Origin of the sequence: Paraburkholderia panacisoli, from assembly GCF_008369935.1 — a bacterium.
GTDB lineage: Bacteria > Pseudomonadota > Gammaproteobacteria > Burkholderiales > Burkholderiaceae > Paraburkholderia > Paraburkholderia panacisoli.
This window is the reverse complement of record NZ_VTUZ01000004.1, coordinates 219,130-243,874: the sequence shown is the minus strand read 5'-3', so window position 1 is coordinate 243,874 and position 24,745 is coordinate 219,130. Positions and strand designations below refer to the sequence as shown.

The window sequence follows — 24,745 nt, the reverse complement described above, 5'->3', positions numbered from 1 at the left end:
TTCGACCTCGATATGCGTTGACATCATCGGAACGCGCTTCACGCCTGCGCGCTTGCCAGTTCGGCCATCAAACCGTCCAGCTTCTCGAACGACCCGCTCCAGCCGATCTGATGACCGTCGCGCGCGGCTTCGTCGAAGAACTGCGAATGCGTGAAATTCATCTCGGTGCCCTCTTCGGTCGCCCGCAGGCGGATCGTCACGAGAGAGCGCCGTTCAGGCATCGTGACCCACTCCCACGTAAAAACGAGCTTGCGATCCGCCTCGACCTCGCGGTACTCGCCGCGGCAGTCGTGCGTTTCGCCGTCGAGCGTCTGGAACACCACGCGAAAGTGCCCGCCCACGCGTGGATCGGCCTCCGCGCTCAGCACCGGCCCCGCATCGGGGCCCCACCAGCGCGCCATCAGCTCGGGACGCGTCCACGCCGCGTAGACCCTGGACGGCGGCGCCTTGAGGCGCCGCACGATCGTCAGGCTGGGCTTCTCTTTGATCATTCCTCTTCCCCTTCGACAAAATCGGCAAGCCGATCGAGGCTCGCGGACCAGAAACGCTCATAGCGCCTGAGCCACGTCATCGCCTCTTCCATCGGACCGGCAACGAGTTCGACCGACACCGTTCGGCCGCTCTTGGTGCGGGCGATCAGACCGGCGTCGCTCAGCACATCGAGATGCTTCATGACCGCCGGCAGTTTGAGCGGCAGTGGACGCGCGATTTCCGTCACGGACAGGCCGGGCTCACTCGCGAGACGCGCGAGAATCGCGCGCCGCGTGGGATCCACGAGAGCGGAAAACGTGCGATCGAGTTGACTGACTGGAGACTTCACCATATGGTGAACTATAGGCGCTCGGCGGGCGGCGTCAAGTTTTTTGTGAGGGTGAGTCGCTGGGCGCGAGAGCGTTTGCGAACGCCGATGCTGATGCAACGGCGCATTGCGACTGATCAGCTACAGCAATCCGCGACGCTGCAACTCATCTAGCAGACCAGCCGCGCTGACGAACTTGTACCCTTGTAGGCCCGCATCGATCGCGCCGCTTACATTGCTCTCGGTATCGTCGACGAAAAGCGTTTGGGCTGCGGGCGCGCCGAGCTGTTCGAGACAGCGAAGATAAGTCTGCACCGCCGGCTTCGCCGCGCCGAACGCGGCCGACGAATAGACGTTCGAGCCGAACAGGCGAGCCACAGGCGGATTCAGGTAGCCGATGTGATCGGTCAGCAAGCGGCAATTGTTCGTCAGTATCGCGATACGGTGACGTTCGGCGACTCTACCGGCGAGCGCGAGCACGGACTCGTCGGGCGTGATCGATGCAAGACGCGCCGCGAGCCAGTCGTCGCGGCTGACGGGATAGTTCAGCAGCGCACCGAGTTCGCGCAGATATTCGTCATCGCCGATCAGGCCGGCGTCGGCGCGCGCTTCGAGGCCCGAGCCCCAGATCGCATGACGCACCGCCTCCGCCGTGCGGCCCGTGATCGCCGCCAGCCGATCGACCCGTGCCGCGCGATCGTAGTGCGAGAGGACGCCTTCCATATCGAACAGAACCAGCGTGATGAATGCAGTCATGCTGTGAGCCTCGCGTCGAAAGCTTGCAGGGATGAAGCAACTGTGTCGCGCGATCGTATGGGACGATTGCCGCTTGTATTGTGCCGCGACGAATTGCCGGTGACATGTGGCAAAAAAATCCGGGCGCCGCTCATGCAATCAGCTCCAAAACGCACCAACGTGTATGGCGCAGTCATTCCCGCGCAATCGTAACCAGACCGAATACACATTGGCCGGCGCCGCGAACGCGAGCCCGCCGCTCGCGCATCCGGGTGCGGATGCGTGCGTCTTTCAGGTGGGTGTCCTGCATCGGTTCCAGGTTGCGACGCGGCGTGGATGCATCGATAGCGCGCCGCGATGGTGTGGCAAGCCGTGAACGCGATGCGCGGCTAGCGCTCGTTCTATGCGTGTTGCCGTAGCGGCCTGAAGAACCGGCGTATCTCGGCCGCGAGCAAGTCTGGCTTCTCCATCGCCGCGAAATGTCCGCCGCTCGGCATGTCGGTCCATTGCGTCACGTCGAAGGTTCTCTCAAGCCAGCTGCGCGGCGGATGACTCAGCTCCTTCGGAAAATGCGCGAAGCCGACCGGTGGCGCGACACGCTGGCCGTCCGTGAAACGCATCGGCTGCAAGCGGTTTTCCCAATACATCTGCATCGACGACCCGATGCTCTGCGTGTGCCAGTAGAGAGAAATGTTGGTAAGCAGTTCGTCTTTCGAGAACACCCGTTCGATCTCGCCGTCGCAATCGCTCCACGCACGAAACTTTTCTCCGATCCACGCCGCGAGTCCCACCGGCGAGTCATTGAGCGATGCGGCGACGGTCTGCGGCTTGGTGCTGTGCATGTGCGCGTAGCCGCCTTCGAGTGCGACCCAGTCGTTCCTGTCGCGCAGGAATTTCTCCTCTGCGGATGTGAGCGACTGTTGGGCCGCGCCGATCGCGGGCTCATAGGTACCGGGCAGGAAGTTGAGATGAATGCCGGCGACGGCGTACGGATGCCGCGCGGCGAGCGCGATCGACACGCCCGCGCCCAGATCGCCGCCCTGCGCGCCGAAGCGTTCGTAGCCGAGACCGCGCATCAGCGACACCCACAGGTCCGCCACCTGAAACGCGGATGTGCCGGGCCGCGCAGCCGCCGGTGAAAACGCGAAGCCAGGCAGAGACGGAACGACGACATCGAACGCATCGGCGGAATCGGCACCGAACGCGGCCGGGTCGCAGAGCTGGTCGAGCAGCGCATGGAACTCGAAGAACGAGCCGGGCCAGCCATGTGTGATCACCAGCGGATAAGGCGCAATGCCCTCGCCGCGCCGATACACGAAGTGCACGCGCTGACCGTCGACGTCGGCAATGAATTGCGGCTGCTGATTGAGCTTGCGCTCGGCTGCGCGCCAGTCGAAATGATCCGCCCAGTATGCGGCGAGTTCGCGCAGCCACGCACCGTCCGCACCCTGCTGCCATGCGGGCGACGGCGTGACCGGCGCCCAGCGCGTCGCGCGAACACGGTGACGTAGATCGTCGACGGCATGGTCGGGAATTGCGATTTCAAACGGTACTATCTGCATGGCGGCTCATCCGGCACGAGGTGATGGATCGCGTGCGCAGCCGATTCAGTCATTCGCAGATGAAAGCCGCTTGCAGGCTGGCCGGCGTTTGCGCACAAAGCAGTCTGCATGTTACTGCGCGCTGAGAAAAAAAGCGGCGCATGCAGAAAAGCCCGCGACATGCGGGCTTTTCTGCAGCGTGCCGCCAGAGCGCCCGCTTAGAAGCGGTGACGAATACCGACCGTGCCGACCACCTGCGTATCGGTCGACGAAGCGCTCACGCCGAGGATATCGGCCGTGATGCCCGAGTTGCCCGTGCTGCCGACATGCTGATACGCCGCTTCAGCATACACATCGGTGCGCTTGGACAACGCGTAATCGGTCTGCAATGTGACCTGGTTGTACTTCGGGCTCGCGCCGTTCAGACGTGCGTCGGTGAACGTGTAAGCACCCGACACCGTCAACGCCGGCGTGATCGCGTAACGCCCGTTCAGTTCATAGTTCGTGAAACGGGCGCTGCCGCCGTTGAGCGTCAGGCCGCTCGTCGTGCCCGAGGCCGTCGAACCGATCGCGCTCGCGTCGTTCAGTTGCGTCTGCGTGAATAGCAGGCCGACGTTCGCCGCGCCAAACGCGTAGCTGGCGCCCGCGCCATAGGTGCGCTGACGCGCCGCCGTGAACGTGGAGTCGCCGGCGGCCACCGCGCCGCCCGAGTTGGTGGTCGAGCCGCCGCCGTTCAGTTGCAGATAACCGGCCGCCACGACCAGGCCGCCGAACGTGTACGACGCGCCGACGCTATACGCACGGCTGTCGGCAAAGGCGCCTGCCGCATTCGAAAAACCGTACAGCGCGCCGAGCTTGAAGCCGCCGTAATTGACGCTCTGATACTTGACCGCGTTGTTGATACGCACCGAGTTGTTCAGGTTGTCGTTGTCATACGGGTGCGAGGCGAGCGTGCCGCCGTATTGCGTGCCGTTCAGCGAGAGCGGGCCGAGATAGTCGACCACGCTGTCGTACTGGCGACCCAGCGTCAGTGCGCCGTACTGATTGCTCGACAGACCGACGAACGACTGGCGGCCGAACATGCGGCTGTTCTGGCCGAGCTTGCCGGTCGACAGATTGAAACCGTTCTCCAGCACGAAGATCGCCTTCAGGCCGTTGCCCAGATCTTCCGAGCCGCGCAGGCCCCAGCGATTGCCGTTCAGCATCCCGCTGGCCTGCTGGAAGTTGCTGTGGCCGCCGGAGTTGTTCGTGTAGGTCAGACCGGTGTCGATCAGGCCATACAGCGTGACCGAGCTTTGTGCGTGAGCGGCACCCGCGGCGCCGATGAGAGCGAGCGAGAGGCTCGACAGTACGAATTTATTCATTGATTGATCTCCTGATTCGAGTGGCGAATGCCATCGAGCGGCGGAGAATAGCGGACAAATTCAACGACTGTTTTTTAGTTAATTGCGGCGTTGTGTTTTTGCCACTTCGGCGTATTTTTTATTTCCAATTATTTCAATGTCGCGAGTACGTTGCTCAAAGACTCAGGAAACATCTCATTCCGGGCATGTGATTGGCATGTATGTCACATGTGGCCGATTTGACGGCGATCTCGTCGAGTTATGCAGGCAGGGAGTACCTCCCCATCTTGAACTCCCTTACAAGAAATAGCGGAATCATCCATTCCATTTAACAGACAGTAAAGCAATGAAAGGTTTGCGAATTAATTCACCGATTATTGCTTTAATCACAAATAGCTTTTTCCAATTTTAAAAGCAGCCAATTAAAGCTTGTCCAGCCAGTAGGAATTCAGAAGGAATGTGCGCTCATTGCGCCGGTTGCGCCGCTCGTGACACGCGCTCGCCGATAGCCGGATAATGAGCTTTCCATCTGCTTACCCAACGAGAGGAGCTTGTCGCGATGTCCACCTACGAATCCAAAGTGCCGCGAGTGCTGTTGACGAACGACGACGGTATCGACGCGCCCGGCCTCGCCGTGCTCGAAGCCGTCGCCGCCGAACTCGCGCACGAAGTCTGGGTGGTCGCGCCCGAGCACGATCAGAGCGGCACGTCGCATTCGATCAGCCTGCACTCGCCGTTGCGCGTGAGCCGCCAGGGTGACCGGCGCTTCGGCGTGACAGGCACGCCCGGCGATTGCGTCGTGATGGGCGTGCGCCATCTGATGCGCGACGCGCCGCCCACGCTGATCCTTTCCGGCATCAATCGCGGCGGCAACCTCGGCGTCGAGACGATGTTTTCGGGCACGGTCGGCGCGGCGATGACGGGCCTGCTGCTCGGGCTGCCGTCGTTCGCGCTGAGCCAGACTTTCAGCGCGCGCGACAAGGTGCGCTGGGACACCGCGCGCACGCTTGCGCCGGGCGTGATTCGCCAGTTGCTCGACATCGAGCACGCGGCGCCGACCTGCCTGAACATCAACTTCCCTGATGTCGACGCGGCGGCCGCCGGTCCGCTCACGCCGACCCGGCAAGGGGTGGGACTCGTCGAAGACATCGACGTGCTGCCGCAGGTCGACCCGCGCGGCATGGCCTATCACTGGCTGCGCTTTCAGCGCGGCGCGCGCGCGAACGATCCCGAGAGCGAAACGGCCGTGGTGGCGTCGGGCCGCGTGTCGGTCACGCCGCTGGCTTTCGATCGCACCGACGAATCGACCTTCGCGCGGCTCGCTGCGTCGCTGCGTTAAACGTCGGCTTGGAAGGTTTGAGCGGCGCGTCGTTCATCGCGACTGACGCGATCGCCCCGGACGCCTCGGCTGCCATTCGCGAAGGCCACGCTGAGTTGCAGGCCCCCGGCTCAACGCGAAGCCACAGCATCGATCAAGGACGCGCCGCGCCAATCACGCGTGGTGCGCCGGCCGGCCCGGCGGGATCGGGATTGCCGAATGCCGGAAGGCTGCCGTCCTCACGCGCGCGGGCGATCTCCGCGCGGACCTGTGAGCGCGTCTTCGGACCGCTGTCCGATTTCGGCAGTGGGTCGGTGGATGGCGCGGGTGGCACGACGCGCGGCGACAACGCGGTTTGCGCGCTCGGTTCGGCGGGCGGATTGGCTGGCGCCGTTTGCGCAGCTTGTGTCGTTTGCTGCATCGCCTGTGATGTGTTGGGTGCGTTGAGGGCAGCGGACGCGTTGGAAGCATTAGCCGCATTGACCACGCTCTCTGAAGGCGTCATTGCCGCTCGCGCATAGACAGGCTGACTTGCAACAGCCTGCACGTCCGCAACAGATACATTCCCGCTCGACACGCCATCATTGCGAGCGACCGTCTTCACCGTTTCCGCCGGACGGCCGCTCCTTGCATACCGCGATGCGCGATTCGAATGCTCGTGCGCCGCACTGCGGCTACCATGCGCATGGCCGCTCTTCACCGGCGCGGACGAAGACGGCGACATTCGCGGCGCCTCGCTGACCCGCGCCGCCGCCAGCAAGCGCTGGTCCCTCTCCGCCTGCGCCTGAATCTGCTTTTGCAGATCGATCACCTGCTCGTCGCGCTCGTGCGCCGGCCGTACTGCATTCAGTTGCGCCCGCGCGGCGGCAACATCGTCGCGCAGCAGACTATTGCGCGCCGCCTGTACACGAGCGGCCACGCTCGCGGCCGAATCGCGGCCAGCCACGACCGGGCCGCGTGCGATCCTTCCGCTGATGATGTCGCCGCGCGACGAACTCCTCGAGTTGCCGCCATGCGTCAAGCCGAGTTCGTCGGTCGACAAGGAGTCGCCTCCCGACTGCGATACATACGCATAGCCGCCAGCAGCGAGCGCGCCGACAACCAGACCTGTGAAGATCATCTTCCTGGGTTCGCTATACAAGACCTGTCCCCCTCCCAGCGTAAAACGCGCGCGTCTGCGCGGAGCAGCCGCGTCCGGATTCATCAGAGGGTTGGTGGCGATCGATGCGCTGGATGCCGCCATCGCGACCGCGATTTCCGGCCGGTCAACTCACGTACGAAAGTGTGCGCGAACTGGATGCACCTGATTCGATGTTTATGCTCCGCAAACGGCGAATCGTCGGATTCTGGCGGCCATGTGTCCGAAAGAGCCAGCCGCCGAAAAATGGAAAGATTTTATCTTCCGACGATTGATCGTTTGAACTCCGAAACAAACGCAATTCTCCCGCGCAGCACGAGCAGACCAGAGCGGAACAAACAGTGGGCGGACCTATACGAGCGGCCCCTCTTCCGGCTTCCTTCGCATTGCGACGGCAATCGAACTGCCGACGATCAGCGCCACGCCGAACAGCGACATCGCGCCGATCGTCTCGCCCCAGAACAGGTAGCCGAACAGCGCGGCCCACACGATGCTCGTGTAGTTGTACGGCGCGAGCGCACCGGCGTCGGCCTGGCGGAACGCCATCGTCATCAGCAACTGGCCGGCCGTCGCGAACGCGCCGAGCAGCGCCATCACCGCAAGCGCGTCGAACGACGGCGTGCGCCACGCAAAGAACAGCGAAGCCCCCGTGACCAGCGTGCCGATCGCCGTGAAATACAGCACGGTGGTGCCCGAATCGTCGGTGGCGCGAATGCGTTTGATCTGAATGATCGACAGCGCGCCGAACAACGCGCTCGAGATCAGCAGCACAGGACCGAGCCAGCTCGAATGCGAGCCGTCGGGGCGCACCACGAACAGCACGCCGGCAAAGCCCACCGCTGCCGCCAGCGCATCGCGCGGCTTGAGCGTTTCCTTCAGCAGCAGCGGCGCGAGCACGATGACCAGCAAGGTCTCCGAATACACGATCGCCACCGCTTCGCTGAGCGGCATATACGGCAGACCGGCGAAGAACAGACCGGACGCGCCAAGCAAGGTCAGCGCGCGCAAGGTCTGCCCGCGCACATCCAGATGCCTGAGCCGCGCGGCCAGCGGCTTGCCGCGAAGGCACACTGCCAGCGCCGGAAAGAGGCCGAACAGCATGCGGAAGAACGTCACTTCGTTGGCCGGATAGGCGAGCGCCACGGACTTCGCCAGCGCGTCGACGAGCGCGAAACAGAACATCGACGCGAGGATCAGCGCAACGCTGCGCAGCGGCACGGCGGTATGGCGGACAGCGGTGACAGGCGGCATGGGCAGTCCTGGAAGCGCGCCAGGCAACGCGTCGCCGGTTTTTTCGTGAGGATCTTGCGAGCGCTTCGCACGGCTTGCGCGGCTGGAATGCGGATTATGCCCGCTGGCCGGGTGCCGAACCGTACCTCGACTGCATTTGACCCATTGCGCATTGCACACACGCGCGAGCGTTGCGCCTCGGCACGGAGCGTGGCGGCCTTTATCCGACAATTACGGGTATCTACCGATACAGGTCGTTCAAACTAATAATATTATTCATATCGATTTCCTCACCAGTACATCTCGATTCAGCGGTCTTCAGTCGTATGCAAATTTAATAATAATTATGACCATCGATTAAGCGGGGACCTCAGGAGACAAAGGTGCGCAATTACTTCGTGCTGGCGACACTCGCCATGCTGGGCGCTTGCGGTGGTGGCAACGATAGTTCGCCGAACGCGTCCGCGGTAGCGGACAAGCAGGTCAACGCAGTCGATTCCTCGGCGTCGGCAGCTGCCGCGGCCTTGGCCGCGTCACAGGCCGACGCGGCCAATGTCCAAAGCGAATTCAAGGCCGCCAGGACCATTCCGCTCGGAATGAAAACGACCACCCCGCCGCTCGTGATCGCCGATCCCACGCTCAATCTGCCGCCCTACACGCCGCCCGCGGCCCCCAAAGCAGTTTCCACGACCACCCTGTCGTTCGGCGATTTCACGAACTACCTCGCGCCCGGCTCGACCGACGGCTGGCGCCCCGGTGCCAGCAATTCGACCATCACGATTCCCGCGCCCCCGAGCAACGGCACCGGCGCGGGCGACAAAACCGTCGCGCTCGCCAGCACCTATGCGACCGCCTCGTACGAAGCCGACGTGACGGTCAGCGCGCCGGTCGGCAGCGGCGCGGCGAATGCGGGCTTCATCGTGCGCACGACGAACCCGACGGCCGGCGGTCCTGACAGCCTGACCGGCTACTACATCGGGCTGGACACGGGCACGCATTCGCTCCAGGTGGGACGCCAGAACAACAACTGGACGAACTTCATCTCGTACCCGGTCAGCACGATCGTCGGCGGCAGCACGCACCATCTGAAAGTGACGACGAGCGGCACCGCGATTACCGTCGACCTCGACCAGCAACGCGTGATCAGCGTCAACGACGCGACCAACGCGCTGCCCGCCGCGTTCCAGTCGGGCAGTTTCGGGCTGCGGCGCTTCGGCGTCGGCGCGACGTTCAGCAACATCACGATCCATACGTATCCGACCGTGACGTCGCCGAGCTACGACTTCTCCAAGGTGGTCGGCGCGGTCTACACGCCGTCCAACGCGGTGAACGCGATCGACTTCTGGGAGAACTACGACCCGGAGATCGTCAATCGCGAGCTGACGTACGCGCAAACCTACGGCATGAACACCATCGCCGTGTACCTGCACTACCTCGTGTGGGCCAACGATCGGGTGGCCTTCCTGAGCAAGTTCGAGAACCTGCTGAAGATCGCCGCGCGGCACGGCATCAAGGTCTCGCCGATCTTCTACGACGACTGCTGGAATCCGACGCCGCAATACGGCCCGCAGGCCGCGCCGGTCTGGGGCGTGCATAACAGCCGGTGGGTGCAGTCGCCGGGAACGCCGGTCGAACAGGCGTATTTCCAGCCGAGCGCGTCCAATGCCGCCGTCACGTACAAGGCGAGTCTCGCGAGCTACATCACCGACTTCGTCGCGCCGCATCGCAACGACCCGCGCGTGATCTTCTGGGAGACGATGAACGAGCCCGGCTGCAGCGGCAACGGCTCGTTGCAGAACACCCGCGCGGCGCTGATGAACGACGCGCGCATCGCGATCCTGAACGCGGGCGCGACGCAGCCGATCAACGCGCCCCAAGTGCAGGAGGACGAAGGCACGTACTTCTCGGACTTCTACGCGTTCCATCCGTATGGCAACCCGTACACGGGGCCGGTGAACGGCAGCAATGTCAGCGCGCTGAACTCCGAGACGCTGCAACGCGGGTTCACGGGCACGGCGGGTCAAACCATGCCGGGGATCGTCGCGAACTACGGCGGGACGACGGGCTTCATCGTGTGGGAGCTGATGATCGGCCGCACCAACACGCGCTTCCACTGGGGCCAGGTCCCGGACGCGCCCGCCACGGTCGAACCGGCGACGCCGTTCCAGGGGACGATCTATCCGGACGGCCATCCGTGGCAAACCTCGGAGACCCAGGCGCTGACGGGTGGCTTCAACGTGAAACTGCCGGTGCTGCAGGTCGGGTACTACAACGATCCGACGTTCAACAGCGCGCCGGTGAAGACCTCGATCACGCCGATGATCGACTTCGACCTGAACACCGAGCGCGGCACCGATTCGCCTGACGCATCCGCGGGCGTCAACGCGACCGGCTACGGCGTGCGCTGGACGGGCGCGATCGAGGCGACCCAGAACGGGACCTACACATTCTCGATCGATAGCGACAATGTGGCGCGGCTGTGGATCGACGGCGTGAAGGTGATCGACAAGAAGAGCGCGTCGCAATCGACCGTGAGCGGCAAGGTCCGGCTCGCCGCGAAGCAGCGCGCGTCGATCAAGGTCGAGTATGTGCACGGCACGGGACCGGCCAGCATGCATCTGCTGTGGTCGAATCCGGCGGCCGATAATCCGGGGGTGCTGCGGATCGTGCCGTCCGATTCGCTGGTGACTTCGAGCTGAGGGATGGGTTAGTGAAAGAGGCTGGCGGTCCATTCTGGACTGCTGGCCGAGGGACGCGGCGCACCTGGTTTGGATGCGCCGCGTTTTTTCATGTGGGGGGAGCACCCAGATTTACTGTATAAAAACACAGTATAATGGCGGGACCGCAATTATTCTGTGAGCAGCCCCGCTGTTCTAAACGCGCGCCCGAGCGCCGCTTCAGCCATGGTCTCCCAGCCAGCCCTCTTCGCTCCCGAGCCTGTATCCCTTCTGCGCGATGAAGAAGGCGGCATCCGCTACCTGCCCGAGTCGATCCCGGGCGACCTCGCGCAGCGATGGTTCGAGCAGGCGCTTCGGAACATCGGCTGGCTCAGTCAGCAACGCATGATGTACGAGCGCGAAGTCGCCGTTCCGCGTTTGCTCGCCACCTTCTCGCGCGAATCCGCCGACCTGCCCGCGCCCCTGGGCGAAGCATTCGAAGCCGTGCGCGCGCTCGTCGGCGCGCCGTTCAACAGGGTCGGCTTGAATCTGTATCGCGACGGCAACGACAGCGTCGCGCTTCACAGCGACAAGACGGACAGACTGGTGCCCGCGCAGCCGATCGCGATCGTCTCGCTCGGCGCGAGCCGTCGCATGTCGATCCGGCCGAAGAGCGGCGCGGGCCGCAGCATGCATGTCGAACTGGAGCCGGGCAGTTGTCTCGTGATGAGCTACGCGTCGCAATTCACGCACGAACACGGCATTCCGAAGCTCGCCGGTGCGTGCGGGCCACGTGTCAGTCTTGCGTTTCGCTGCTTCGCCTGCTGAGGCGGGGCCGCTCGCCACCGCGCGGCAACTGGGGTAGCCGTTCATCGTCGAAAGCGCCCTGCTCCACCTCTCGAACCGCGAGGCATTGCGTCACCTCACTTCACGCCGAGCTTCGTCAGTAGCGCCCGCGCCGCCGCTTCCGACGATGCCGGATTCTGCCCGGTAATCAGCGTCCCCGCGACAACGACATGCGACTGCCAGTCCGGCCCCTTCGAATAGCGGCCGCCGTTTTTCTTCAACATGTCTTCGACGAGAAACGGCACGACATCGGTGAGACCGACGGCCGCCTCTTCCGAATTCGAAAAGCCCGTGACCGGCTTGTCGCGCACGAGCGGCACCCCATCCGGCGTCTTCGCATGGCGCAGCACGGCAGGCGCGTGACACACCGCGCCGACCGGTTTGCCGGACGCGTGGAAGGTTTCGATGAGGCCGATCGAATGCGTATCGTCGGCCAGGTCCCACAGCGGCCCGTGGCCGCCGGGGTAGAACAGCGCGTCGTAGTCCGCCGCCGCGAGCGTCGCGAGGCGCGCCGTGTGCGCGAGCGCGGCTTGCGCCTGCGGGTCTTTCCCGAAGCGCCGGGTCGCGTCGGTCTGCGCGTCGGCGTCGTCGCTCTTCGGGTCCAGCGGCGGCTGGCCGCCTTTGGGCGAAGCGAGCGTCAGCGCGACGCCGGCGTCCTTGAATACGTAGTAAGGCGCGGCAAACTCCTCGAGCCAGAAGCCGGTCTTCTTGCCGGTGTCACCGAGCTGATCGTGCGACGTCAGGACCACCAGAATATTCATAGCCACCTCGCGAGCAGAGTCGATATCGTTGTGACACACCGCGAAACGGCGTGCTCGCCCTCTGATGCTCTCGCAGTATAGGCGGCTCCCCGCGACGCCAAAGAGGTCTATTCGTGCCCGCTGTCGCGCACCGTCGCGTTAAACGGCATAAATTTCCGGGTTCTCCGCGAGCGGCAAAAACTTTCCGGTGCGCCCGTCGAGTGCCAGCATCACGCCGCTTTCGATATTGAAGATCCAGCCATGCAGTTGCAGCGTTTTATTGACGAGTCCCACGGCCACCGAAGGATGCGTGCGAATATTGCTCAGTTGCGCGATCACGTTGTCCTTGACCAGCGCGTCGAGGCGATCGGCGTCCGAGTGGTAGCTGCGTGACGCGTTGATCGCCTTGGCCGCATCCGCGTGACGCAGCCAGCTTGCCACCGCCGGCAGATGCTCGAGATTCATGCAACTCGAGATCGCCGTCATCGCGCCGCAGTTGGAGTGGCCGCATATCACGATATCGCGCACGCCCAGCACCGACACCGCGTACTCGACGGTGGCCGACACCCCGCCCGGCTCCGGGCCGTAAGAAGGCACGATGTTGCCGGCGTTGCGGATCACGAACAGCGCACCCGGCTCCACCTGCGTGAGCAGTTCGGGGACCACGCGGCTATCCGAGCAGGTCACGAAAAGCGTGCTCGGACTTTGCGCCGTCGACAAACGCTTGAACAACGAAATCTGCTGCGGAAAAACTTCAGTTTGAAAGCGGATGAAACCTTCGATGATTTCCTGCACGATGTTCTCCAGACAATCGAGGACTACGTTCGCTGCGCATGCGCGAGTGACGCGGGCATGCGCGCTGTCGGTGGGAGTGACTATACCGTAGCCATGCGGCGCGCCAAATCGGCTGGCGTGCCGTGTCCTTATCGACTCGCTCGACGAATTCAGGCAAGTCCATCGGGAGAAACTTCGCTTCAACAAAAAAAGCCCCGGCTGTTGCCAGCCGGGGCCAACTCTCTCGCTCGCACACCGGAGACCGTGCGGGCATGACTACTGTACCGGCGTCGACGCGGCGGATCTATGCGTCAAGCTGGAAGAGTCCTTTCCAGCGCGGTTCGAATCTAAATGCGTTGCGCTAATGCGCGGAATCACACGCGAGCATGCATATGAACCCGCCCGCGAATACGCCAAACACGCATAAGCGCAACACAACCAGACACGTCGAAGCGCTTCACGCCTACCCGCATCTCATCGCGCCTCGTGGCGCGCAAGCTCTTGCATCAACGGCTGTACATCGCGTTCCAGTCGGCTGCGGACACTGCCGGCCGGCCGCTTTGCGACGACCCCGCGACGCTGCCGCCATAAGCGCTGGCGCCGTTGTTCTGCGCGGCAATGCGGGCTTGCACGGCCTGAATCGCTTCGGGGTAATGGGCCTGGTCGCCGTCGCCGACGTGGTAGCCGGCCTGTGCGAGCTGAACCAGTTCCGCGCGCACCTGCTCGCGCGTGATGGGGGAATTCGATTGAGCGAAAACCGTGGCCGAAGCAGCCAGCGAAGCAACGACAACAACAGCCTTGATCAAGGACTTCATGATGAAAACAAGCTCCAGTAATTGAGGGTCAGCGGTGCGTCGAGTGTTTCTCTGCGCGACCGCTGGGCTCAATATAGGCGCCGCTTCGTCGGAGAAAAATGGCCGCGCGTCGAAGGGATTGTTGAGGGATCTGGAGAAATCGCCGGACCGCGCGCGGCGCAACGTCCATGTCGGCAGCGACATCGGCAGCACACGGCCCCTCGATGATCGATGCTCAGAAGCGCGTGCGCAGACCCACGGTGCCGACCACCTGATTGCCCGTCGACGACGCACCGCCCGCCGTGTTGATAAACGCCGTGTAGCCCTTGCCGCTGACATGCTGATACATCGCCTCGGCGTAGACGTCCGTGCGCAGCGACAGCGCATAGACCGCCTGCAGATTCACCTGATTCCATTTCGGATCGGAGCCGAAACTCGACGTGCCGCTCACGTGCGCGTTCGTGTACGTGTATGCCGCGCCGAGACTCAACGCGGGCGTCACCGCGTACTTGCCGTTGACTTCGTAGTTGTCGAAGCGCATCGAGCCATGCGTCGCGCCGAACGACGGATGAAAGCGAAAAGGCAACATCGACGCAACATTGACGCAACATCAGGACATCCAACACTGCGGGCCCGGCGCGCACACGCCGGGCCCGCACCGCCTGAATGTCCGAGACCGGTCAGGGCCTCGGTTTAAACCTTGTTGAAATCCCCGGTCTCGAGTTCCACGGACCGTCCGCCGTTTCTTTCGAGCACCTTCCGGGTAGCATTTTCAATGCGCGCGCGGTTGGCCTCGAAGGTGCCCACCAGATCGTGGGCCGATGGACCGCCGTTGCCGAAATGGTCGTTCAGCGCGTCAAGCGACACGCTGCACCAGACGTCCGCCCCATCCACATTGGCCTCGAAGGCGACGCGTGCCGCAGCCACCACTTCACGGCGTCCGGTGAATTCGATCCTCATAATGATCCTCCATGTGTCCAAAGAGACCTGTGAAAGCGCAAGCCCTGTGCCACGCCGCCGCGAGCCTTGCGGCCGAGGCGGACGGCGCCGAGCGCGCATTCTCCGTTAGGTGCATACTCCACATCGGCCGCCACGTGCGGCCGCGCTGATGCGTCGCGGCCCTGCCTCCTCATATGCCGTCAAACGCGCCCAACACCCTGATACTAACGCCTCCATGTCCCGCAGCCCTCAATCATCGCGCGCGCCCGTCATTGCCGCCGTCATGGCGTCCATGGCGATGGTCGCCATCGAAGCCACCATCGTCTCCACCGCCATGCCGCAGATCGTCACGCAACTCGGCGATCTGCATCTGTATAGCTGGGTCTTTTCGTCGTTCCTGCTCACGCAAACCGCCATGACGGTGGTGTTCGGCAAGCTCGCCGACCTGTACGGACGCAAGCCGGTGATCCTCGCCGGCATCGCGATCTTCCTGCTCGGTTCGGTGCTCGCCGGCTTCGCGTGGTCGATGCCGGCCATGATCGTGTTCCGCCTGATCCAGGGTGTCGGCGCGGGCGCGATCCAGCCAGTCACGCTGACCATCGTCGCCGATCTCTATCCGGCGCGCGAACGCGGCAAGGTGCAGGGCTATCTCGCCAGCGTGTGGGCGATCTCGGCGGTGATCGGGCCGATGGTCGGCGGCTTCATCATTCACAACCTGTCGTGGGCATGGATCTTCTGGATGAACGTGCCGATCGGCCTCGCCTCGGCCGCGGGCTTCATCGCGTTCCTGCGCGAGTCGGAGCGGCACGCGCGTCCGTCGATCGATTTCGGCGGCGCGGCGCTCTTCATGGCGGCGATCGCCGCGTTGATGATGGCGCTGACCTATGCCGGCGACGACGAGACCGCGCGAGCATCGCTCGCGGCCGGCGCGTTCCTGCTGTGCGTGCTGTTCTTCGTGCTGCAGGAGCGCCGCGCGGCCGAACCGATGATCTCGTTCGCGCTATGGAGCCGCCGGCCGATTGCCGCGTGCAACGGCTCGACGTTGCTGTCCGGCATGATCCTGATGGGCTCCACCACGTTCCTGCCAATGTACGTGCAGGGCGTGCTGCATCGTTCGCCGGTGGTGGCCGGTCTGGCGCTGACGATGATGATGGTCGGCTGGCCGACCGGCGCGACGCTCGCGGCGAAGTCGTTCCACCGCCTCGGCTTGCGGCGCATCCTGCTCGGCGGCAGCGCGTTCGTGCCGCTCGGCGCGGCGCTGCTGCTGTTCCTGGCGCCCGGCGGGTCGCCGCTGCTCGCCGCGTTCGCCTCGCTGATCATGGGCTTCGGCATGGGCACGTCGAGCGTGAGTTCGCTGGTGCTGATCCAGGAGATCGTCAACATGGACGAACGCGGCAGCGCTACCGCGTCGAATCTCTTCTCGCGCAATCTCGGCAGCACGCTCGGCGCGACGCTGTTCGGCGCGGTGCTCAACTTCGGGCTCAGTCATTCGAAGGGCGCGGCGGTGGTCACGTCGGACGAGTTGAAAGCGCTGCTCCAGAATCAGGCCGCGAGTCTCGGCGACAGCGACATGATCCGGCTGGTGTTGCATCAGTCGCTGCATCTGACTTTCGTGTCGATCTTCGTGATCGCGATCTTCGTGGTTGCGCTGCTGAGGTTCGTGCCGCCAATCAGCATCGGGACTGGGAAGAAGACGCCGGTCGAGGCGTTGTCGACGATCGAACACTGAGGTGTGCGGGGAGCGTGGTGGTCGCGCGCCCGCTGCGGCGCGCCTCAGCCCGCTTCGTCCGCCGTCAGCAACTCGATGCCGTCCAGTTGCGCCGCGCAGGTATCGCGCACGATCGTGACGAAATCAGCAAAGTAAGGCCGGCTCGCGAAGCCTTTCGCGGCCACCGCGTACAACTCGCTCCACAGGCCCTGCGGCCCGACGCGCTTGGCCTGCACGTAGTCGTGGTCGACGTAGTTCTTCACGCCCCAGTTCGGCAGCGCCGCGATGCCCCTGCGGCTTGCCACCAGCTGCATGATTGCAATGGTCAGCTCGGCCGTGCGCCGCTCGAGCTTGATGCCGGCAGGCTCCAGCACTTCGCGGATCAGATCGATGCGCGCCTCGGGCACCGGATAGGTGATCAGCGTCTCGTCGCGCAGATCGTCCGCAATCACGCGGCGCTTGTTGCGCAGCCTGTGCTCGTTGGCCAGCACCACCAGAATCTCGAAACGGAATAGCGGCGCGATGTGCAGGCCGCGCCGCTTCGCCGGCTTCGAACCGATCACCACGTCAGCCTTGGCGTCGCTCAACAAGCGCAGCGGGTCCGCATGAAAACCCGCGACGAGGTCGACCTCGACCTCGGGCCAGCGTCGGCGGAACTCGTCCATCACCGGCATCAGCCAGTCGAAACAGGTATGGCATTCGAGCACGATGCGCAATTCTCCGCGCGTGTCGCCTTTCAGTCGCACCAGATCGCGCTCCGCCGCGCTCAGCGCGGCGATCATCTCACGCCCGAGCGCCAGCAGACGCTCCCCCGCCGCGGTGAAACGCAGGCCCTGGCGGGTGCGCTCGAATAGCGACACCTCGTAGTGCGCCTCGATATCGCGGATCTGATGCGACAGCGCGGACTGGCTCAAATGAACGCGTTCGGCTGCGGCGACCAGCTTGCCGGAATCGGCGATCGCGATCAGCGAACGCAGGTGACGAAGCTCAAGCATCCGATCGCTCCGTGCGGGAAAAATCTTTTTGGATATGAATACGGCTCATACATTGGTGAAAACATGTCGCTTGATGAATCATAGCGCGACTCGCACACTGGGCGCCAATTCAAACAACGCACAACAGGATTTCGCATGACCCGCACACACATCCCCGGCTTTCCGCGCATCGGCGCGCAGCGAGAACTGAAATTCGCGCAGGAGTCGTTCTGGCGCGGCGAAACCGACGAGAACCATCTGCGTGGCGTCGCGCGAGACTTACGCGCGCGCCATTGGCGATTGCAGCAGGACGCCGGGCTCGATTTCATCACCGCCGGCGACTTCGCGTACTACGATCAGATGCTCACGCTGAGTGCGCTGCTCGGCGCGTTGCCGCAGCGGTTCTGCTTCGATCCGGCGGCGCTCTCGCTTGCGCAGCACTATGAACTCGCGCGCGGCAACGCCGCGCAACCGGCGATGGAAATGACCAAGTGGTTCGATACGAACTACCACTATCTGGTCCCAGAACTAGGACCGCAGACCTCGTTCGACGGCGGTGTCGAGTGGCTGCTCGACGAGATCGACGAAGCGCTCACGCTGAATGTGCCGGTCAAGCCAGTGCTGATCGGGCCGATCACCTACCTGTGGCTGTCGAAGAGTCATGTCGCCGGTTTCGACCGTTTGTCGTTGCTGCCGAAGCTGGTGATCCGCTACTGTCGCATTCTGGAAAAGCTCAAGCAGCGTGGTATCGAATGGGTGCAGCTCGACGAGCCCGCGTTGTGCGTCGACTTGCCCGCGCCGTGGCTCGAAGCGTTTTCCGCGGCCTATGACGTGCTCGGCACGTCGGACGTGAAGCTGCTGCTCGCCACGTATTTCGACACCGCCGCCGAACACGCGCCGCGCGTCGCCCGGCTGCCGGTCGCCGGCGTGCATCTGGACCTCGTGCGCGCGCCGCAACAGCTCGACGCGTGGCGCGCGGCGTTGCCCGAGCACATGGTGCTATCGGCGGGCGTGATCGACGGCCGCAATATCTGGCGCGCGAATCTCGGCGAGCTCGTCGAGTCGTTGCGGGGCTTGCATGCGGAATTGGGCGACCGTTTGTGGATCGCGCCATCGTGCTCGTTGCTGCATGTGCCGGTCTCGCTCGCCCAGGAAAAGAAACTCGACACCGATCTGAAATCCTGGCTCGCGTTCGCCACCGAAAAACTCGACGAAGTCGGCACACTCGCGCTCGCGTTGCGCGATCCCGCCGCGGCAGAACCGAAGCTCGCTGCCGCCGGGCGTGCGCTCGCGGCGCGCCGTGAATCGGGCGCGGTCGTGAATGCATGGGTGCAAAAGCGCATGGCCGCCGTGACCGACGCGATGGCCGACCGTCAAAGCCCATTCAGCGAACGCAACCGCGTGCAGCGCGAAGCGCTCGAGCTGCCTTTGCTGCCCACCACCACGATCGGCTCGTTTCCGCAAACAGCGTCGATCCGCCAGGCACGGGCCGCCTACAAACGCGGCGAATTACGCGCGCTCGACTACCTGCAACGGATGCGCACCGAGATCGGCTTCGCCGTGCGCAAGCAGGAAGCGTTGGGCCTCGACGTGCTCGTGCATGGCGAAGCCGAGCGCAACGACATGGTCGAATATTTCGGCGAGCAGTTGTGGGGCTACGCGTTCACGGAAAACGGCTGGGTGCAAAGCTACGGCTCGCGCTGCGTGAAGCCGCCGATCATTTACGGCGATGTGTACCGTCCCGAACCGATCACGGTCGACACGACCCGCTACGCGCAATCGCTCACGCCGCGTGTGATGAAAGGCATGTTGACCGGCCCGGTGACGATGCTGCAATGGTCGTTTGTGCGCGACGACCAGCCGCGCGCGACCACCGCGCTACAACTCGCGCTCGCGATCCGCGACGAGGTGGTCGATCTGGAAAAGGCGGGTATCCGCATCATCCAGATCGACGAACCGGCGTTCCGTGAAGGCCTGCCGTTGCGCAAGGACGATTGGGCCGCGTACCTGGAATGGGCGACGCGCGTGTTCCGGATTTCGGCGGCGGGCGTCGGTGATCGCACGCAGATTCACACGCACATGTGCTATTCGGAATTCAACGACATTCTGCCGTCGATCGCGGCGATGGACGCCGACGTGATCACCATCGAGACCTCGCGTTCAGCGATGGAACTGCTCGACGGCTTCGGCGCTTTCGCGTATCCGAACGAGATCGGCCCCGGCGTCTACGACATTCACTCGCCGCGCGTGCCGAGCGCCGAAGCGATGCAGCGGCTGCTGGAACGCGCGTGCGAAGTGATTCCGGCCGAGCGCCTGTGGGTCAATCCGGATTGCGGGCTGAAGACGCGCGGCTGGCCCGAGACGGAAGCGGCGTTGACGAACATGGTTCGGGCGGCGCAGGCTTTGCGCGTGAAACTGGCAGCGCGGCAGCCTGAATTGGCTAGCTAGTTCGATTGCCGCCGCGACGTCCATCAACCGCCCTTCGCGTACAGCGTAGACTCTGCGAAACCTTCGGCGGCCAGCACCTCGCCGACCAGAATCAGCGCGGTGCGCTCGATCGCGCTCGATTGCACTTTGCCCACGATATCGTCGAGCGTGCCGGTGATCTTCTCCTCATCCGGCCAGCTCGCGCGATAAATCACCGCGATCGGACACGCGCCACCGTAATGCGGCCGCAATTCATCGACGATGCGTGCGAGATGCCGCACGCCGAGGTGGATCGCCATCGTCGCGCGATGCCGTGCGAGGTCGGCGAGCTGTTCGCCTTCGGGCATCGTCGTTTTGCTCGCGTAGCGCGTGAGGATCAGCGTCTGCGACACGCCGGGCAGCGTCAGTTCGCAACCGAGCGCCGCCGCGCACGCGGCCGTGGCGGTCACGCCAGGCACGATCTCGTAGGGCATGCGCAACTCACGCAAGCGGCGGATCTGTTCGCCGATCGCGCCGTACAGCGATGGGTCGCCGGAATGCACGCGCGCCACGTGCTGGCCTTTGTCATGTGCGGCCTTAAGCAACGCGACGATCTGATCGAGGTCGAGTTCGGCGGTATTGACGACCTGCTCCGCGCTGTGACCTTCGAGCACCGCGGCCGGCACGAGCGACCCCGCGTACAGAATCACCGGGCAACTGCGCACGAGGCGCTGCCCTTTCACCGTGATCAATTCCGGGTCGCCTGGACCCGCGCCGATAAAAAACACCGTCATTCAGTACTCCAATGATTCATTTGGCCGCGATATCGGGCGCGTGCGGCTCCGCTCGAAGTTCGATCTGATGAGCCCGCAACGCGTCCAGCAGATCGGCTACGCGTTCGAATTCGCGCTCGACCGCCGGCAACGACGGACGGCGCAACAAGATGACCGGCAAGCCGCGTTCACGCGCGACTTCGAGCTTCGCTTCGGTCGCGCCGCCGCCGCTGTTTTTGCTGACCACCACGTCGAACGCTTGCAGCGCGAACAACGCGCGTTCGCCTTCGAGCGTGAACGGGCCGCGCGCCGCGAGGACGCGGGCCCGCGCGTGATCCGGCCGCGGATCGAGACAGCGCACCGTCCAGAATTGCCGCGGCGGAATGTCGTCGAGATGCGCGAGCGGTTCGCGGCCGAGCGTGAAAAGCGGCCGCCGGAACGGCGCGAGCGCCGCCGTCAGTTCATTCCAGTCGCCGACCGTGCGCCAGTCGTCGCCGGCTTGCGGCTGCCAGCCGGGACGGCGCAGCGCCCAGCACGGCACGCGCGCCGCGCGGCACGCCTCAAACGCGTTCGCGCTGATCCGCGCGGCGTACGGATGCGTCGCGTCGATCACGAGGCCGATCCCTTCGCTTTCGATGTAGCGCGCCATGCCCTCGGCGCCGCCGAAGCCGCCCACGCGCACCGCGCACGGCAGATCAACCGGCACCTTGCCGAGGCCCGCGAGACTGTACACGTGCGCGGGACCGAGCTGGCGCGCGATGTTCAATGCGTCGCCGGTGCCGCCGAGCAACAGAACCCGCGTCATTGCGCCGCTCCGATCAGATTGCCCTGACGGTCGATCGCGAACGTTTCCACGTTGACCTGCGGCGGCACGATCCCGCGCGCCACCGCCAGCGCGTGCCGGCAGACGATATCGCCGAGCGGCACCTGCTGCGCGAGCGCCAGCGCAACGGCCTGCTGACTCGTGTTGGCCGCGCGAATCGCGGCCTGCAATGCGGCGTCGGCGCCGTATTCGGCGGCCCATTGCGCGAGCCGTTCCAGATCGATGCTCGAATTACGGCTATGCAGATCGAGATGGCCCGCTGCCAGCTTGCTCAGTTTGCCGAAGCCGCCGCATAGGCTCAACCGTTCGACGGGCGCGCGCTTCATATGCTTGAGCACCGCGCCGACGAAGTCGCCCATCTCGATCAGCGCGATATCCGGCAGAGCATAACGCGCGCGCATTGCGTCTTCGCTCGCGTTGCCGGTGCATGCGGCCAGATGCGTGTAACCGTTCGCGCGCGCGACGTCGATGCCTTGATGGATCGACGCGATATACGCCGAGCACGAGAACGGCCGCACGATGCCGGTGGTGCCGAGGATCGACAGACCGCCGAGAATGCCCAGGCGCGGGTTCATCGTTTTCAGCGCGAGCTGCTCGCCGCCCTCGACGCCGATCGTCACCTCGAAGCCGCCGCGATATGCGTGCTCCGCCGCGAGGTCGGTCAGATGCTCGGTGATCATTTTGCGCGGCACAGGGTTGATTGCCGGCTCGCCGACCGGCAGCGTCAAGCCCGCACGCGTCACCGTGCCGACGCCTGGTCCGGCGCGAAACGTCACGCCCGGCTCGGGTAGCAGACGCACGCGGGCGAATACGAGCGCGCCGTGCGTCACGTCGGGGTCGTCGCCGGCATCCTTGATGGTGCCCGCTTCGGCGCCGTCGTCGATGAGGCGGCAGAACACGAGCGGCATCGGCACCAGCCGGCCCTTCGGCAGCACGATCTCCGCGACCTCGCTGACCACCCCTGCCAGCAGCAGACGCGCCGCCGCGAGCGAGGTCGCGGTCGCGCAACTGCCGGTCGTGTAGCCGCTACGCAGCGGCGCGGGTTGTTCGGGTGATTCTTCGCGCATTACGCCTGGCCGGGGGCACCGCCGCCCGCCCCCTTCGTCGCTTCCAGCATCGTGATCGGCAACGCCTGGCGCCAGGTATCGAAACCGCCGAGCGGTTGCGCGTGCGCAAGCGCGATCCGCGTCAGCGTGCCGCCGTGCCGCTCGCGCCACGCGGCGAGCGCGGCCTCGCCCTGCAACGTGACCGCGTTCGCCACCAGCCGGCCGCCGTCACGCAGACGCGCCCAGCACGCGTCGAGCACGCCCGGCGCCGTCACGCCACCGCCGATGAACACCGCATCCGGCGCAGACAGTCCCTGCAGCGCGTCGGGCGCGCGGCCGGCAACGAGTTGCAGTCCCGGCACGCCCAACGCGTCGCGATTGTGTTCGATGAAGCGCTGCCGCTCCTCATGAGCCTCGATCGCGATCGCGCGGCAAGCCGGATGCGCGCGCATCCATTCGATGCCAATCGAGCCGCAGCCCGCGCCCACGTCCCACAACAATTCGCCGGGCGTCGGCGCGAGGCGCGCGAGCGTGATCGCGCGCACGTCGCGTTTGGTCAACTGGCCGTCGTGGCGAAACGCATCGTCGGGCAAGCCGCAGGTGAGCGGCAGACGCGGCGCGTTGGCGCTCGCGCGGCATTCGAGCGCGATCAGATTCAACGCGGCGACATCGCTCGCGGACCATTGATCCGCGCGGCCGTCGAGGCGGCGCTCCAGTTCGCCGCCCAGGTGTTCGAGCACGCTCATGCGGGTCGCGCCGAAGCCGCGCGCGCTCAACTGTTCGGCGAGCGCCGCGGGCGTGCGCCCGTCAGCGCTCAGCACGAACACGCGCGCGCCTTCATGCAAACGCGCGTTCAGCGATGCCAACGGCCGGCCCACCAGCGACACCGTCGCGACCTCCTGCAACGGCCAGCCAAGCCGCGCGGCCGCCAGCGACAACGACGACGGCGCGGGCAGCACCCGCAATTCACCGGCCGGCAACTGCCGCGCCAACGTCGCGCCGACGCCGAACAGCATCGGATCGCCGCTTGCCAGCACGCATACGGCGCCACCGCGCTCGGCCAGCAGAGGCGCGAGATCGAACGGACGCGGCCACGTGGCGCGGCGGGCCGCGAGCCGCGCGGGCAGCATCGCCAGATGACGCTCGCCGCCGTACACCACCGACGCCGTCAGCAAAGCACGCCGCGCGGGCCGTCCCAAACCGGCGAAGCCGTCATCGCCAATGCCCACCACGGTCAGCCACGCCGGCATGCAACCATCCTCATTCTGTGTGTTCAACTAGTGCGCCAGGCCACGCTGGTCAAAGCGTCCAGCCTCGTTGCGCGGTTTGAAAAAAGGCATGATACAGCCGCCAGTGCCCTTCGGGGCCGAAGAGGCAACACGGTGCAACTGCGGGTGCCCTCGCAACTGTCATTCCGGGTGTTGCGCAGGGTAACGGGGAGTGCTTTGGAGTAGCGAACGAAACCTGCGCAAAAGGCACGGCGCGAGTCGGCGCTGCCGGGTCACAGGGGCGACACGTTGCTCGACCAGGCCAAACGCAAGATGAAGCGTGAAGAGTTCCGACGCGTCGCGGACATGCCGACATTCGGCGACTACCTGCTGGAACGCTGCTCGACGATCGTAAGGCGCTCGCCAAGACCGGCGACCTCGGCGCGCAGCATGGAAAACACTGATGCGGCGGCGCGACGAGTTCTGTCTTAACTTCGCGTCGCCGTTCTATGGCATGTGGCTATGGGAAGCGATGGACCGGGGCGAACTGCCGTTGCCCGAAGGTGCGCCGCCCTGCATCGAGGCGCATTCGGTTTGACGCTGCCGGACGGGCCCGGAAGCGTCGCGGCAGGCGAAGCCGGGAAAGTTGAGAAACCGCCGCGGTCGAACTGATACCCGCTCCGGCCGCGCCACACGACGACGCCGAACCAGATCATCAATATCGCGAGCAAGGCGACCGCGTAAAAGGGACTCATATCGTGGCCCGCCCTATTAGCGGCAATCGCAGACCGGGCGCCGTGAAGCGAACAGCTTTCGCAGTGAGGAAAACAGACGCAACGGATTCAGGCGGAAATGGCTGTTGCGCATAATGCCTGCGCGGCTGTGCAGATGCGTGACTTCAATCAGGGAAAAGGGGCTCATGGCAATCTCCGTAGGGACCTCAAAAATGTTCC

At 64.7% G+C, this 24,745-nt stretch carries 23 protein-coding genes and 1 pseudogene; 6 read left to right on the top strand and 18 right to left on the bottom strand.

Going from position 1 to position 24,745, the window contains the following annotated elements:
* Positions 1–38: 38 nt before the first annotated feature.
* The 5 genes from FVF58_RS07975 to FVF58_RS07955 form a co-directional block, all read right to left on the bottom strand.
* Positions 39–491 carry an SRPBCC family protein gene (locus FVF58_RS07975; RefSeq protein ID WP_149669352.1) on the bottom strand — a complete coding sequence of 151 codons (453 nt, stop codon included), beginning with the start codon at positions 489–491 and terminating at the stop codon, positions 39–41.
* On the bottom strand, positions 488–823 hold the full coding sequence (locus FVF58_RS07970; RefSeq protein WP_149669351.1) for an ArsR/SmtB family transcription factor: 336 nt from the start codon (positions 821–823) through the stop codon (positions 488–490). The genes FVF58_RS07975 and FVF58_RS07970 overlap by 4 nt, the downstream gene beginning before the upstream one ends.
* Before the next feature lie 117 nt (positions 824–940).
* On the bottom strand, positions 941–1,555 hold the full coding sequence (locus tag FVF58_RS07965) for an HAD family hydrolase (RefSeq protein WP_149669350.1): 615 nt from the start codon (positions 1,553–1,555) through the stop codon (positions 941–943).
* Between the two features lie 380 nt (positions 1,556–1,935).
* Positions 1,936–3,096: an epoxide hydrolase family protein gene (locus FVF58_RS07960; RefSeq protein ID WP_149669349.1), complete on the bottom strand. Its 1,161-nt coding sequence runs from the start codon at positions 3,094–3,096 to the stop codon at positions 1,936–1,938.
* 197 nt (positions 3,097–3,293) lie between these two features.
* Positions 3,294–4,439 (bottom strand): porin, encoded by a 1,146-nt coding sequence (locus tag FVF58_RS07955; RefSeq protein ID WP_149669348.1) that lies wholly within the window; start codon positions 4,437–4,439, stop codon positions 3,294–3,296.
* Positions 4,440–4,977: 538 nt separating this feature from the next.
* Here FVF58_RS07955 and surE point away from each other — a divergent pair.
* On the top strand, positions 4,978–5,757 hold the full coding sequence (surE, locus tag FVF58_RS07950) for a 5'/3'-nucleotidase SurE (RefSeq protein WP_149669347.1): 780 nt from the start codon (positions 4,978–4,980) through the stop codon (positions 5,755–5,757).
* A gap of 133 nt (positions 5,758–5,890) precedes the next feature.
* Here surE and FVF58_RS07945 read toward each other — a convergent pair whose 3' ends face one another.
* Positions 5,891–6,979: a hypothetical protein gene (locus FVF58_RS07945; protein WP_149669346.1), complete on the bottom strand. Its 1,089-nt coding sequence runs from the start codon at positions 6,977–6,979 to the stop codon at positions 5,891–5,893.
* 246 nt (positions 6,980–7,225) lie between these two features.
* Complete coding sequence (locus FVF58_RS07940) at positions 7,226–8,125, bottom strand: DMT family transporter (protein ID WP_149669345.1); 900 nt, start codon at positions 8,123–8,125, stop codon at positions 7,226–7,228.
* Between the two features lie 362 nt (positions 8,126–8,487).
* Here FVF58_RS07940 and FVF58_RS07935 point away from each other — a divergent pair, with 362 nt between their 5' ends.
* Positions 8,488–10,803 carry a PA14 domain-containing protein gene (locus FVF58_RS07935; protein WP_246216975.1) on the top strand — a complete coding sequence of 772 codons (2,316 nt, stop codon included), beginning with the start codon at positions 8,488–8,490 and terminating at the stop codon, positions 10,801–10,803.
* A gap of 204 nt (positions 10,804–11,007) precedes the next feature.
* The gene (locus tag FVF58_RS07930; protein WP_149669344.1) at positions 11,008–11,589 is read left to right on the top strand and encodes an alpha-ketoglutarate-dependent dioxygenase AlkB; all 582 of its coding nucleotides are present in this window, start codon (positions 11,008–11,010) and stop codon (positions 11,587–11,589) included.
* Between the two features lie 95 nt (positions 11,590–11,684).
* Here FVF58_RS07930 and FVF58_RS07925 read toward each other — a convergent pair whose 3' ends face one another.
* The 5 genes and pseudogenes from FVF58_RS07925 to FVF58_RS07905 form a co-directional block, all read right to left on the bottom strand.
* Positions 11,685–12,368 (bottom strand): type 1 glutamine amidotransferase domain-containing protein, encoded by a 684-nt coding sequence (locus FVF58_RS07925; RefSeq protein WP_149669343.1) that lies wholly within the window; start codon positions 12,366–12,368, stop codon positions 11,685–11,687.
* Positions 12,369–12,506: 138 nt separating this feature from the next.
* Positions 12,507–13,142, bottom strand: coding sequence for a carbonic anhydrase (locus FVF58_RS07920; protein ID WP_149669342.1), 636 nt, complete (start codon positions 13,140–13,142; stop codon positions 12,507–12,509).
* A gap of 485 nt (positions 13,143–13,627) precedes the next feature.
* On the bottom strand, positions 13,628–13,936 hold the full coding sequence (locus FVF58_RS07915) for a DUF4148 domain-containing protein (RefSeq protein WP_149669341.1): 309 nt from the start codon (positions 13,934–13,936) through the stop codon (positions 13,628–13,630).
* 214 nt (positions 13,937–14,150) lie between these two features.
* Positions 14,151–14,480, bottom strand: a pseudogene (locus tag FVF58_RS07910) (porin); the annotation flags it as partial.
* Positions 14,481–14,608: 128 nt separating this feature from the next.
* Positions 14,609–14,875, bottom strand: coding sequence for a DUF1488 family protein (locus FVF58_RS07905; protein ID WP_149669340.1), 267 nt, complete (start codon positions 14,873–14,875; stop codon positions 14,609–14,611).
* A gap of 214 nt (positions 14,876–15,089) precedes the next feature.
* On the opposite strand from FVF58_RS07905, the gene FVF58_RS07900 reads away from it, so the two are divergent.
* Positions 15,090–16,583 (top strand): MDR family MFS transporter, encoded by a 1,494-nt coding sequence (locus FVF58_RS07900; protein ID WP_149669339.1) that lies wholly within the window; start codon positions 15,090–15,092, stop codon positions 16,581–16,583.
* A 44-nt stretch (positions 16,584–16,627) separates the two neighbouring features.
* On the opposite strand, the gene FVF58_RS07895 is transcribed toward FVF58_RS07900, so the two are convergent.
* Positions 16,628–17,557 (bottom strand): LysR family transcriptional regulator, encoded by a 930-nt coding sequence (locus tag FVF58_RS07895; protein ID WP_149669338.1) that lies wholly within the window; start codon positions 17,555–17,557, stop codon positions 16,628–16,630.
* A 135-nt stretch (positions 17,558–17,692) separates the two neighbouring features.
* Here FVF58_RS07895 and metE point away from each other — a divergent pair, with 135 nt between their 5' ends.
* A complete protein-coding gene (gene metE, locus FVF58_RS07890; RefSeq protein WP_149669337.1) occupies positions 17,693–19,984 on the top strand; it encodes a 5-methyltetrahydropteroyltriglutamate--homocysteine S-methyltransferase in 2,292 nt (763 codons plus the stop codon).
* 23 nt (positions 19,985–20,007) lie between these two features.
* Here the strand turns inward: metE and cobM are convergent, their stop codons facing one another.
* From cobM to cbiE, 4 genes are read right to left on the bottom strand one after another with little or no spacing between them, the layout of a single operon-like run.
* Entirely contained in the window at positions 20,008–20,736 is a 729-nt protein-coding gene (cobM, locus tag FVF58_RS07885; protein ID WP_149669336.1) for a precorrin-4 C(11)-methyltransferase, read from the bottom strand.
* Between the two features lie 16 nt (positions 20,737–20,752).
* Positions 20,753–21,520, bottom strand: a complete 768-nt coding sequence (locus FVF58_RS07880; RefSeq protein ID WP_149669335.1) for a cobalt-precorrin-6A reductase — start codon at positions 21,518–21,520, stop codon at positions 20,753–20,755.
* The gene (locus FVF58_RS07875) at positions 21,517–22,605 is read right to left on the bottom strand and encodes a cobalt-precorrin-5B (C(1))-methyltransferase (protein ID WP_149669334.1); all 1,089 of its coding nucleotides are present in this window, start codon (positions 22,603–22,605) and stop codon (positions 21,517–21,519) included. The genes FVF58_RS07880 and FVF58_RS07875 overlap by 4 nt, the downstream gene beginning before the upstream one ends.
* Entirely contained in the window at positions 22,605–23,834 is a 1,230-nt protein-coding gene (gene cbiE, locus FVF58_RS07870) for a precorrin-6y C5,15-methyltransferase (decarboxylating) subunit CbiE (RefSeq protein WP_149669494.1), read from the bottom strand. The genes FVF58_RS07875 and cbiE overlap by 1 nt, the downstream gene beginning before the upstream one ends.
* Positions 23,835–24,101: 267 nt before the next feature.
* Between cbiE and FVF58_RS07865 the strand changes: the two genes are divergently transcribed.
* The gene (locus FVF58_RS07865; protein ID WP_149669333.1) at positions 24,102–24,284 is read left to right on the top strand and encodes a hypothetical protein; all 183 of its coding nucleotides are present in this window, start codon (positions 24,102–24,104) and stop codon (positions 24,282–24,284) included.
* A gap of 279 nt (positions 24,285–24,563) precedes the next feature.
* Here FVF58_RS07865 and FVF58_RS51265 read toward each other — a convergent pair whose 3' ends face one another.
* Positions 24,564–24,713, bottom strand: a complete 150-nt coding sequence (locus FVF58_RS51265; RefSeq protein WP_188130744.1) for a hypothetical protein — start codon at positions 24,711–24,713, stop codon at positions 24,564–24,566.
* Positions 24,714–24,745: the final 32 nt, after the last annotated feature.